Source organism: Caballeronia sp. LZ035 (genome assembly GCF_031451175.1).
Lineage (GTDB): Bacteria > Pseudomonadota > Gammaproteobacteria > Burkholderiales > Burkholderiaceae > Caballeronia.
The window spans coordinates 1,433,065-1,444,454 of record NZ_JARUXS010000003.1 but is presented as its reverse complement, the minus strand read 5'-3'; the positions used below and the strand labels follow the sequence as shown (position 1 = coordinate 1,444,454).

9 protein-coding genes are annotated in these 11,390 nt (G+C 66.3%); 7 read left to right on the top strand and 2 right to left on the bottom strand.

Going from position 1 to position 11,390, the window contains the following annotated elements; all coding sequences use genetic code 11:
• Positions 1 to 470: 470 nt before the first annotated feature.
• A complete protein-coding gene (locus QCE88_RS29205; protein WP_309908417.1) occupies positions 471 to 1,418 on the bottom strand; it encodes a LysR family transcriptional regulator in 948 nt (315 codons plus the stop codon).
• A 136-nt stretch (positions 1,419 to 1,554) separates the two neighbouring features.
• Between QCE88_RS29205 and QCE88_RS29200 the strand changes: the two genes are divergently transcribed.
• The 3 genes from QCE88_RS29200 to QCE88_RS29190 are packed head-to-tail and all read left to right on the top strand — an operon-like array spanning position 1,555 to position 5,496.
• The gene (locus QCE88_RS29200) at positions 1,555 to 2,868 is read left to right on the top strand and encodes an MFS transporter (RefSeq protein ID WP_309908416.1); all 1,314 of its coding nucleotides are present in this window, start codon (positions 1,555 to 1,557) and stop codon (positions 2,866 to 2,868) included.
• 33 nt (positions 2,869 to 2,901) lie between these two features.
• The gene (locus tag QCE88_RS29195) at positions 2,902 to 4,407 is read left to right on the top strand and encodes a M81 family metallopeptidase (RefSeq protein ID WP_309908415.1); all 1,506 of its coding nucleotides are present in this window, start codon (positions 2,902 to 2,904) and stop codon (positions 4,405 to 4,407) included.
• Between the two features lie 39 nt (positions 4,408 to 4,446).
• A complete protein-coding gene (locus tag QCE88_RS29190; RefSeq protein WP_309908414.1) occupies positions 4,447 to 5,496 on the top strand; it encodes an alpha/beta hydrolase in 1,050 nt (349 codons plus the stop codon).
• Between the two features lie 17 nt (positions 5,497 to 5,513).
• On the opposite strand, the gene cadR is transcribed toward QCE88_RS29190, so the two are convergent.
• Entirely contained in the window at positions 5,514 to 5,945 is a 432-nt protein-coding gene (gene cadR / locus QCE88_RS29185; RefSeq protein ID WP_309908413.1) for a Cd(II)/Pb(II)-responsive transcriptional regulator, read from the bottom strand.
• 72 nt (positions 5,946 to 6,017) lie between these two features.
• Between cadR and QCE88_RS29180 the strand changes: the two genes are divergently transcribed.
• From QCE88_RS29180 to QCE88_RS29165, 4 genes are all read left to right on the top strand, one after another.
• On the top strand, positions 6,018 to 8,210 hold the full coding sequence (locus QCE88_RS29180; protein ID WP_309908411.1) for a heavy metal translocating P-type ATPase: 2,193 nt from the start codon (positions 6,018 to 6,020) through the stop codon (positions 8,208 to 8,210).
• 25 nt (positions 8,211 to 8,235) lie between these two features.
• Positions 8,236 to 8,496 (top strand): DUF4148 domain-containing protein, encoded by a 261-nt coding sequence (locus QCE88_RS29175; protein ID WP_309908410.1) that lies wholly within the window; start codon positions 8,236 to 8,238, stop codon positions 8,494 to 8,496.
• 140 nt (positions 8,497 to 8,636) lie between these two features.
• On the top strand, positions 8,637 to 9,914 hold the full coding sequence (locus tag QCE88_RS29170; RefSeq protein ID WP_309908409.1) for a TolC family protein: 1,278 nt from the start codon (positions 8,637 to 8,639) through the stop codon (positions 9,912 to 9,914).
• 10 nt (positions 9,915 to 9,924) lie between these two features.
• A complete protein-coding gene (locus tag QCE88_RS29165; RefSeq protein WP_309908408.1) occupies positions 9,925 to 11,388 on the top strand; it encodes an efflux RND transporter periplasmic adaptor subunit in 1,464 nt (487 codons plus the stop codon).
• Positions 11,389 to 11,390: the final 2 nt, after the last annotated feature.

Here is an 11,390-nt window from a genome sequence, read left to right as displayed (position 1 = left end):
TGCTGAACATCGCGTGCCCGCGTTACCGCTTCGCTCTACAGCGCGGCCTCGGCTTGCCGTTGCACCAGACGCTTTGCTAAACATCGCGCACCCGCGTCATCGCTTCGCTCTACGGCGCGGTTTCCTGCCTGCGGTCGCACCAGACGCTTTGCTGAACATCGCGTGCCTGCGTCACCGCTTTGCTCCGCGGCGCGGCTTTCCTGCCTGCGGTCGCACCAGACGCTTTGCTAAACATCGGGCACCCGCGTCACCGCTTCGCTCGACGGCGCGGCTTCGGCTTGCCGTTGCAACAGACGCTTTGCTGAACATCGCGTGCCCGCGTTACCGCTTCGCTCTACAGCGCGGCCTCGGCTTGCCGTTGCACCAGACGCTTTGCTAAACATCGCGCACCCGCGTCACCGCTTCGCTCTACGGCGCGGTTTCCTGCCTGCGGTCGCACCAGACGCTTTGATGAACATCGCGCACCCGCGTCACCGCTTCGCTCCGCGGCGCGGTTTCTTACCCGCAAGCTTGCCAAACATCGGCATCCGTTCGAGGATCGATTCGAGCAACGCCTGCGGTCCCGCCGCGAGCGGTCGCCCGGTCTTCACCAGCACCCGCGCCTGCGCGCTTTCGAACAGCGGATGCGCGACCGGAACAATCGTCAGCTCGCCGCTCGCCAGTTCGCGATACGCCGCAAATTCGCCGATCAGCGTCATGAACTGCTCCGCCGCGACGAGCCGCTTCAGCGCGCCGAGCGAATTGGTCGTGAGCGCAGGACGAATGGCAACGCCGTCGGTGGTTTCGAGCATCTTGACCACATGCCCGATGCCGAAGCTCGGCGGCATCAGCGCGAGCGGGTAATCGAGCAGATCGCGGATCTGCGCCGCGCCGCCGCGCCGCGCCAACGGATGATCGCGCCGCATGAGCAGCACGACCGGCTGCGCGCAACTCGCGCGAATTTCGATGCGCTCATGCGGCGGCGGGTTGTACGCCAGCCCGATATGCGCACGGCTTTGCGCGACTTCGTCGAGCAAATCGTCGACGGCAAGCATCTGCACGTCAATCTCGAGGCGCGGATAGCGCGCGCAGAACGGCGCGAGCACGTCATCGACGAGCGTATCGACATAGCCTTCGCTCACCGCCAGCCGGATCTGCCCTTGCTGCAAGCCCTTGAGCGCGTGCAACTGATCTTCGAGCCGTTCCTGTTGCGAACGATAACCCCGCCAGAACTCCAGCAGATGAAAGGCCGCTTCGGTGGGCTTCACGCCGCGCGCTTCGCGTTCGAACAAGGTGGTGTCGAGTTCGTCTTCGAGCAGCTTGATCTGCCGCGCGATCACCGACGGCGACGTGTTCAGATGGTCCGCCGCCCCGCGCATCGTGCCGTGCGACAGCACTTCATGAAAGTAACGCAGGCGTTGCTGATTGATTTCGCGCATGTCGAAGGCTCCGGAACGGATGAGAGGAGTGTTGCTCACAGAGCAACGATACGTGAACTTGGTTGCTCTTGCTGGCACAGTCGAACGCGCTCACCATGGTTTCACCCGGAGATGGGAAGACCACAAGGAGACGCGGATGTCGACGATTCAACTCAACGAGAGCGGCGATGCCCTCTCGGCGCTCTACAGCAGGATCAACTGGCGGCTGTTGCCGCTGCTCATCGCGTGCTACCTGTTCGCGTATCTGGACCGCGTGAACGTGGGTTTCGCAAAACTTCAGATGCAGAGCGATCTCGGCTTCTCCGACGCAGCCTATGGCGTCGGCGCGGGCATCTTCTTCATCGGCTATGTGCTCTTCGAGATTCCCAGCAACCTGATGTTGCCGAAGATCGGCGCGCGTCTCACCTTCAGCCGCATTCTCGTGCTGTGGGGCATCACGTCGGCCTGCATGCTGTTCGTGCACAACGTGCCCGCGTTCTACGCGATGCGCTTCCTGCTCGGCGTCTTCGAAGCGGGCTTCGCGCCCGGCATGATCTACTACCTCTCCTGCTGGTACGGGCCGAAGCGCATGGCGCGCGCCATCGCGCTCGTGTTCGTCGCGGGGCCGCTGGGCGGGGTGGTCGGCGGGCCGTTGTCCGCGTGGCTGATGACCTCGCTCGCGGGCGTCGGCGGCCTGACGGGCTGGCAGTGGATGTTCCTCGTCGAAGGCCTGCCGTGCATCGCACTCGGTGCTTTGGTGTGGTTCACGCTCGCCAACGGTCCCGCCGAAGCGCGCTGGCTCTCGCGGGACGAGCAGCGTCTCGTCGCGGCCGAAGCCGGCGTGCATGGCAGCGGGTCGCACCGGATCGCATCGTTTCGCGAGATCGCCAGGAACCCGCGCATTCTCGTGCTGGCGCTCGCCTATTTCTGCATCATCTTTCCGATCTACGCCATCAGCTTCTGGCTGCCCACGCTGCTGAAGGAGCAGGGCGCGCACGACACCTTGAAGCTCGGCTGGTATGTCGCGATTCCGTACGTGGCCGCGGCGCTTGCCATGTACAGCGCGGGCCGCCGTTCCGACGCGCTCGGCGAGCGCCGCTACCACAGCGCGCTGCCGGCGCTCGCCGCAGCCGCGCTGCTGGTGATGACGCCGTATGCCTCCGGCAGCCTGGCCGCGACGCTGGCCCTGCTGACGCTCGCCACCGCCTGCATGTGGATGGCCTACACGGTGTTCTGGGCGATTCCTTCGGAGGTTCTGGCCGGCCCCGCCGCTGCGGGCGGCATCGCGCTGATCAACACCATCGGCTTGTCGGGCGGGTTCTGGGGACCGGCGGTGTTCGGTTGGGTCAAGTCCGCCACCGGCAGCACGAACGGTGGCCTGTATGCGATGGCCGGCATGGCCACGCTGGCCTGCGTGCTGATCCTGGCGAACCGCTGCACCGTGACCGTCACGAAGACGCGCGCGGCCTGAAGACTTTTTATCGAAGACGAAAGGATGACCAACATGAAAATCCTGATCGCAGGGTTCCAGCACGAAACCAACACCTTTGCGCCGACCCGTGCCAGCTACCAGAGCTTCATCCAGGGCGAAGGCTTCCCGCCGATGGCCCACGACGCCGACGTGCTCAAGCTGCGCGACGTGAACGTGCCGATCGGCGGCTTCATCCAGTGGGCCGAAGCGCAAGGGCACGCATTGCTGCCGGTGATCTGGGCCGGCGCGAGTGCATCGGCGCATGTAACGGAAGACGCGTACGAGCGCATTGCGGGCGCGATCGTCGAACGCGTGCGCGCCGGCGGCTTCGATGCGATCTATCTCGACCTGCACGGCGCCATGGTCGCCGAGCATCTCGACGACGGCGAAGGCGAGTTGCTGGCGCGCGTGCGGCAGATCGTCGGCGACGACATGCCGCTCGTCGTTTCCCTCGACCTGCACGCGAACGTCACGGCGCGCATGGTCGAACTGGCCGATGCGCTGGTCGCGTATCGCACTTATCCGCATGTCGACATGGCCGAAACGGGATTGCGCGCGGGTCATCTGCTTGCACAGCGCATCGCGCATGGCAGGCCGCTGGCGCGCGCGGTGCGCCGCGTGCCGTTCCTGATTCCGGTGAACGGCATGTGTACGCTCGTCGAACCCGCGCGCAGCATGTACGGCGCACTCTCCATGCTGGAGAATGAGGTCGTGTCGCTGTCGTTCGCGCCGGGGTTTCCGGCATCGGACTTCGAGGAGTGCGGGCCGGTGATCTGGGGTTATGCATATGAACAGGACGCAGCGGATCGCATGGTGGAAGCGCTGTACACCCACCTCGTTGACGATGAAGCGCGCTGGGACGTACCGTTCCTGTCGCCCGACGAAGCAGCGCGCGAGGCAATCGAAGCAAGCGGCACGGCACAAGGTCCGGTGATCATCGCGGACACGCAGGACAACCCCGGCGTGGGCGGCGACTCGAACACCATGGGCATGGTCCGCGCGCTGTTGCGCCACGGCGCGCGCGAAGCCGCCGTCGGCGTCATCTGGGACGAGCACGCGGCACGCGCGGCGCATCGGGCGGGTGTGGGCGCGCGCATCCGGCTGGCGCTGGGCGGCGGCTCGAACGTGCCGGGCGATTCACCGCTCGAAGGCGAGTTCGAAGTCGAACACCTTTCCGACGGCCGCTTCCGTTTCGACGGACCGATGCTCAACGGCATGAGCGGCGAACTCGGTCCTACGGCGTGCCTGCGTATCGAAGGCGTGCGGATTGCGGTGAGCAGCATCAAGATGCAGGTCTTCGACCGCAATCTGTTTCGCGTCGCGGGGATCGAACCCGAGCGCATGAAGATTCTGGTCAACAAGAGCTCGGTGCATTTCCGCGCGGACTTCGAGCCGATTGCATCGCGCATACTGGTCGCGAAAGCGCCGGGCCCGATGGCCGCCGATCCCGCCGATCTGCCCTGGCGCAACCTCGCCGCCCACATGCGCGTGCGTCCGATGGGCCCGACGCTCGCCGCGCTGCGCGCGTCGGCCGCGTGACGGCTTCCTTTTGATACAACGAAACAGGAGAACCCCATCATGACGGACATCATCGACACGTCGCGCCGCCGCTTGCTTGGCGTCACGCTGGCAAGCGCCGGTATCGGCATACTGCAAGCGGGCTTCGGCAATCTGGCGCAGGCCCAGACCCAGGCCCAGACCCAGACCCGTTCCGTGCCGCAGGCCGGCTTCGGCACGCTTCGCCAGATCGACGCGGGCACGCTCAACGTCGGCTACGCGGAAGCCGGTCCCGCGAACGGTCCCGTCGTGATCCTGCTGCACGGCTGGCCGTACGACATCCACAGCTTCGCCGACGTTACGCCGCTGCTCGTGGCACAGGGCTATCGCGTGATCGTGCCGTATCTGCGCGGCTACGGCACGACGCGCTTCCTGTCCGCCGATACCCCGCGCAACGGACAACAAGCGGTGGTCGCGGTGGACATCATCGCGCTCATGGATGCGCTCAAAATCAGGCAAGCCGTGTTCGGCGCGTTCGACTGGGGCGCGCGCACGGCGAACATCATCGCGGCGGTGTGGCCGGAGCGCGTGAAAGCGATGGTGTCGGTGAGCGGCTATCTGATCGGCAGCCAGCAGGGCAATCGCGCGCCGTTGCCACCGAAGGCCGAGTTCGCGTGGTGGTATCAGTTCTACTTCGCGACGGAGCGCGGCCAGGCCGGCTACGAAGCGAATCGCCACGACTTCAACAAGCTCATCTGGCAACTCGCCTCGCCGCAATGGCATTTCGACGACGCCACCTACGAGCGTTCAGCGCAATCATTCGGGAATCCGGATCACGTGGCGGTGGTGATTCACAACTATCGCTGGCGTCTCGGGCTCGCGCAGGGCGAGCCGCAATACGATGCGCTCGAACAACGTCTGGCCGCTGCGCCGACCATCGTTGTACCGACGATCACGATGGAAGGCGACGCCAACGGCGCACCGCATCCGGATCCTTCGGCCTATGCGAAGAAATTCACGGGCCCGTACCAGCATCGGAACGTGACGGGCGGCATCGGACATAACCTGCCGCAGGAAGCGCCGCGCGACTTCGCGGATGCGATCGTCGCCGCCGACCGCATGAAAGCCTGACCCGCCGATGAAACCCGCTAGCCGAGATGCGACTTCTTCGCCTTCCGGCTGGCGGCCTCTTTCGAAGTCAGCTCGTGCATGATGCCGCAGGTATCCACCAGTTGTTCGCCCTGACACTTCTCGCGCAAGGCGAGCAAGCGCGTTTGCAATCCGATCAGTTCATCGATGCGTTCAGCGACATGATGAATATGCTCGTCGACAAGTGAATTGATTGGCTGGCAACTATCTCCTGTTTCATCGATGGCACGCAGCAGCGCACGCACTTCATCGTGCGTCATGTCCAGTTCGCGGCAGTTGCGGATGAGGCGCAGGCGTTCGATGTGGCTTGCGTTGTACGTGCGGTAATTCGCTTCAGTGCGTTCCGCCTGCTGAAGCAAACCTTCTCTTTCATAAAAACGAATCGTGTCCGGTGTGCATTTCGCGATGCGCGCCAATTCGCCTATCTTCATGTGCTGATCCTTCTTGACTCTTGAGCGGCTCCAAGGTTTCTACTTGGTGCTTGATCGAGTAAGGACGTCAGTATGTTACGGCCAGAAGATATCGGCAACACGCGCCTCGGTTCACGCAGCGCGATGCAGGGCGCCCGGCCGGCTGAAGCAGGCGTGTCCGGCATCAGGAGCCGCGGCACGGCACGCACCCAGATCCACATCGAACAGATGGCGTGCGTGGCCGAGGAAGCGCTGATCCGCAAGAAGCTGGGCGGCCTGCGCGACATCGTGTCGATGAAGTTCGACCTGCTGCGCCGCATGCTGATCGTCGAACACGAAGTCGAAGCACTCGGGCCGATTCTTGCCGGCCTGCGCTCGCTTGGATTCGATCCGCGGCTCGTGCCGGAACCCGGTGCGCCGGATCATGTGTCCATCTGCCTGCTCGGCGGCGCGTGCGTCGTCGCGATGGCGTCGCAGGCGGCGAGCTGGTTCGACGCGCAGACCAGCACCATCGTCGTGCTCGCGTTGAGCGCCGTCGCCGCCTCGGGCCTGACGATGTATCGCGCGGGTCTGCGCGCGCTCTGCCGCGGGCACTTCACGATCGAAGCACTGGTCAGCATCGCCGTCACGGGTGCGCTGCTGATCGGCGAATGGCCGGAAGCGGCCATGATCTCGGTGTGCTTCGCCATCGCCGAATGGGTCGAGAAAAATTCGCTGCGACGCGCGCGCAATGCCACGGCGGCGCTGCTGAAGTCGCTGCCGGCGAGAGCCGCCGTCCTGCAAGCCGATGGCGTGTGGCGCGACTGCGCGGTGGACGACATCGCGGCGGGCGAGATCGTGCGCGTCAAGGCGGGCGAGTGCATTCCCTTCGACGGCGAGGTGGTCAGGGGCCGCTCCACCGTGAACCAGTCGCCGATCACGGGCGAGAGCCGGCCGGTCGCCAAGGGCAAGGGCGACGCGGTGTTCGCGGGCACGCTCAACGAGACCGGCACGCTCGACATGCTCGTGACCGGCGGCATCAACGAGTCGACGCTCGCCCGCATCGTGCATGCAATCGAGGAAGCGCAACTGTGCCAGGCGCCGACCCAGATGCTGCTCGAACGCGTGGTGCGCACGTGGCTGCCGGCGGTGCTGATCGGCGCGCTCGTCGTCGCGTTGCTGCCGCCGCTGGCGCTGGACGGCGGATGGTTCGCCTCGATTCATCAGGCGCTCGTGCTGCTGGTGATCGCGTGTCCCTGCGCGCTCGTGATTTCCACGCCCGTGACGATCGTCAGCGGACTGGCCCGCGCCGCGCGTCACGGCATCGTGGTGAAGGGTGGCGCGTTTCTGGAACGCGGCCGGCGTTTGCGCTGGCTCGCGCTCGACAAGTCGGGCACGCTCACGCACGGCACGCCGGTGCAGACTGCTTTCGAACTGCTCGACGCCCGCTTCGAGCAAAGCATCGTGCGTGCGTTCGCGGCCAGCCTGGCGGGGCGTTCGCCGCATCCCGCGTCGCGCGCCATCGCGCAGGCTGCGCGCAACGAACACATTCCGCGCTTCGCGGTGAGCCGCTTCGGCTCGGTGCGGGGGCGCGGCGTGTTCGGCTTCATCGGCGGACGACGTTACTGGCTCGGCAACCTGCGTCTGATGGCGGAGATCGGCCACGACGCAGACGACTTGCGGCGGCGCGTCGAGGCGCAGGAATGCGCTGCGCGCACCGTCGTGATCTTCGCCAGCGACAGCGGCGTGCTGGCGCTCTTCGCCGTGGCCGACACGCTCAGGCCGATGAGCCGCGACGCCGTCGCCCGCTTGCGCGCCATCGGCGTGCGCACGGCGGTGCTGACGGGCGACAACCCGCACCTCGCCCGCGCGATCGCGAGACAGGCTGGCATCGACCGGGCCGAAGGCGGGCTGTTGCCGGAAGACAAGCTGCGGGTCATCGAGACGCTCGGGCGCGGGGCGCCGGTCGGCATGGTCGGAGACGGCACCAAGGACGCGCCGGCGTTCGCGCGCGCGGACATTGCCTTCGCCATGAACGCGATGGACACCGACGCCGCCTTCGACACCGCCGACGTCGCGCTCATGGACGACGACTTGTGCAAGCTGCCCGCGTTCATCCGCCTGTCGAAGGCGATGCACGCAACACTGCTGCAGAACATCGCGTTGGCGGTGGGGATCAAGGTGGTGAGCATCGGACTGACGCTGGGCGGCCACGGTTCGATGTGGCTGGCCGTCTTCGCCGATACGGGCGCGAGCCTGATCGTCATTGCCAACGGGCTGCGGCTGCTGCGCACGCGGCTTCAGTAAGAGCCGGAAACCAGGAGAGTCATCCATGAAACACATGATCATCGGGCTGGCGTGCTTGCTGGGCGCGGCGTCCGCGCCGGTTCTCGCGCATCAGGACGGACCGGACGCGGGAAGGACCACGGCGCAGGCCATCGATCCGCTGGAGCAGGCCTGGCGTGACGGCTATCTGCCGCATCGCGACCGCGAATATCCGCCTACCGCGGCAAGCATTGCGCGCAACAAGCAACGACATGCCAGCGAACATCCCCAGGATGCCGCCATTGAACCGGAGAAGACGGGCAACTGACAGGCATCGCGCAAGAGAAACAACGAAGCAGCGCGACCCAGATGACGAAAACATCATCTGACGATCATCATCAGATTGCATAGTCACCCTAACATTGTGTGAAACCTTGAAATGCAGGACTTCCACCGGTCTCGCTCTCCATGCTCAAGCGCACTGCTTCTTTTGTGGTTCTCTCGATGGCCCTGTCGCGCGCCGGCGCCGAGCCGCTGTCAACGGATGCGCCGTTGACGCTCGATGCGCTGCTGTCGTCGGCGGCCGCGGCGAATCCGTCGCTGCGTGCCGCGCGCGCCGGCGCCGATGCCACCGAAGGCGCGTTCCTCCAGGCGGGCATGCGGCCCAATCCGGATGTGTCGTTGCTCCAGGAAGGCTTCGGTCCGTCCGAGCGGACCAGCACCGGCATGGTGAGCCAGCGCATCGAACTGGGCGGCAAGCGCGGGGCGCGCATGGACGTTGCCTCGTATGGCCGCGAGGCCGCGCTCGCCCGTCTCGACGCACGCGACGCGGCGCTGCGGGCGCAGGTCATCGACGCGTTCTACGGTCTGCTCGCGGCGCAACGCCAGTTGCAGGTGGCGACCGAATCCGCCGACATCGCGCGCCGCACGCTGGATTCCGCGGACAAGCGCGTGCGGGCCGGCAAGATTTCGCCGGTCGAGGCAGGCAAGGCGCGCGTGGCCGAAGCGGGTGCGCAGATCGAGTGGCAGAGGGCGCGAGCGCAAGTCGTCGTGCAGGCCGACCGGCTCGCGACCATCACCGGCGAGTCCGCGGTGCGCGAGCGGGCCATCGAGGGCGATATCGAAAGCCTGCCGACGCCCGATTCGCTTGCCGAATTGGTCGCGCGAACGGACAGCGCGCCACTGGTGCGTACCGCGAAGGCGCAGATGCTGCGCTCGGATGCGGCGATCCAGGTGGAACGCGCACGGCGCGTGCCGGACATCACGGTGAGCGCGGGCATGAAGCACGTGGTCACGGGCGGCGTGCCGTTCAACCAGGCGGTGATCGGCGTGTCCATTCCGCTGCCGCTGTTCGACACCAACCAGGGCGCGCTGCTCGAAGCAGCGCATAACGCGGAGCAGGCCGAAGCCGAGTTCGACAACGAGAGGGCGACGTTGCGGCTGCAACTCTCGTCGGCTTATACGAATTTCGAGAACGCGGCCTCTGAAGCGCAACGGCTCAGGACCGACGTACTGCCCGCCGCGCGCGACACGCTGGTGGCGATGTCGCGCGGCTTCGAGCTCGGCAAGTTCGCCTTCCTCGACGTGCTCGACGCGCAGCGCACGCTGTACCAGGAGCAGTCGCGCTACGTGCAGGCCCTGACGACCGCGCATCTGGCGTACGCGGAACTCGGGCGGCTCGAAGGCACGCCGCTGCCGTCTTCCTCCGCATCGCCCGGCGCGTTGCCGATTGCAGTTCTTCCCTGAAGGTCAGGTCATGATGCGCAAACTTCTCTATGTCGCGTTGGCGGCCGGCGGGATCGGCGCGGGCTTCGTGCTCGATGCGCTGCTGTTTTCCTCCGGCCACTCCAACGGCCAGCCGGCGACGGCCAGCACTTCAAGCAGCGCGTCCCGCCCCGGCTTCGACCAGTATCGGCTGATGGGTCTGATCATCGAGGTCGGGTTGTCGGAACAGGCGGGCGATCCGCGCCTGATCGTCGCTGCCTTCTCCAACGGCAAGCCCGTCACGCAGGGCCTGAGCGTCAGCGGCTCGCTCGCGCGGCCGTTCGCGCCGCCGCAGTCCCTGCGCTTCGTGGCGTCGGGGTCTTCCGGCGCGGAACTGGTTTCGTCGCAGGCGGTTGGCAGGCCGCATGTCTTCGACGCCACGCTGAAGGCTTCATGGAAAGGTCAGTCGGCGTCGTTCGTCTATGCGCGCAAGGACGGCCTCGTCAAGCTGAGCCCGCAGCAGGTGAACGCCGCGCGCATCGGACTGGCGAGCGCGGGTCCGGGCGAAGTGGTGACCACTTTGCAATTGCCGGGCGAAATCCGTTTCAACCAGGATCGGACGGCGCACGTGGGGCCGCGCGTCGGCGGCGTGGTCGAACGGGTGCCGGTGTCGGTGGGCCAGCGGGTGACGAAGGGGCAGTTGCTCGCGGTGATCGTCAGCACCGACCTGGCGGACCGGCGCAGCGAACTGCTGACGACGGAACGCAGGCTGACGGCCGCGCGCGTCGCCTACGAGCGCGAAAGGACCTTGTGGCTCGAACGCATCTCGGCCGAACAGGATTATCTGCAGGCGCAAGTGCTGTTGCGCGAGGCGGAGATCGCGGCACGCGGCGCGCGTCAGAAGCTCGAAGCGATCGGCGCGCCGCCGGGCGGTCAGGCGCTCAACCGTTATGAATTGCGGGCCCCGTTCGACGGCACCATCGTCGAGCGGCACGTGACGCCGGGCGAAGCCATCGCCGCCGACACCAATGTCTTCACGCTGGCCGATCTGTCCACCGTATGGGCCGAAATGGCCGTCAACCCGCAACAGCTCGACGCGGTGCGGATCGGACGCGCGGCGACGGTCAGGGCCGCCGCGTTCGATTCGAGTTCGACTGGACGCGTGTCCTATGTCGGCGAACTGCTCGGCGAAGAAACGCGCTCGGCGGTGGCGCGCGTGGTGCTGCCGAATCCGGATGGCGTCTGGCGTCCGGGCATGTTCGTGAACGTCGCGGTGGAAGCGCGCCGCGCCGGCGTTTCGGTGGCGGTGGCGAAGGATGCGTTGCAGGACGTGGAAGGCGCGGCGTCGGTGTTCGTGCAATCGGACGAGGGATTCGTCGCGCAGCCCGTGACAGTGGGCCGCCAGGACGAGCACACGGTCGAAGTCGTGAGCGGGCTTGCGCCGGGCCAACGCTACGCCGCCGCGAACAGCTTCGTGCTGAAAGCCGAGCTGGGCAAGGCCAGCGCCGAGGAGTGACG

Coding starts and splice junctions, on each gene's coding strand:
- QCE88_RS29205 (WP_309908417.1), bottom strand. CDS start 1,418: ATGCGCGAAATCAATCAGCAACGCCTGCGTTACTTTCATGAAGTGCTG.
- QCE88_RS29200 (WP_309908416.1), top strand. CDS start 1,555: ATGTCGACGATTCAACTCAACGAGAGCGGCGATGCCCTCTCGGCGCTC.
- QCE88_RS29195 (WP_309908415.1), top strand. CDS start 2,902: ATGAAAATCCTGATCGCAGGGTTCCAGCACGAAACCAACACCTTTGCG.
- QCE88_RS29190 (WP_309908414.1), top strand. CDS start 4,447: ATGACGGACATCATCGACACGTCGCGCCGCCGCTTGCTTGGCGTCACG.
- cadR (WP_309908413.1), bottom strand. CDS start 5,945: ATGAAGATAGGCGAATTGGCGCGCATCGCGAAATGCACACCGGACACG.
- QCE88_RS29180 (WP_309908411.1), top strand. CDS start 6,018: ATGTTACGGCCAGAAGATATCGGCAACACGCGCCTCGGTTCACGCAGC.
- QCE88_RS29175 (WP_309908410.1), top strand. CDS start 8,236: ATGAAACACATGATCATCGGGCTGGCGTGCTTGCTGGGCGCGGCGTCC.
- QCE88_RS29170 (WP_309908409.1), top strand. CDS start 8,637: ATGCTCAAGCGCACTGCTTCTTTTGTGGTTCTCTCGATGGCCCTGTCG.
- QCE88_RS29165 (WP_309908408.1), top strand. CDS start 9,925: ATGATGCGCAAACTTCTCTATGTCGCGTTGGCGGCCGGCGGGATCGGC.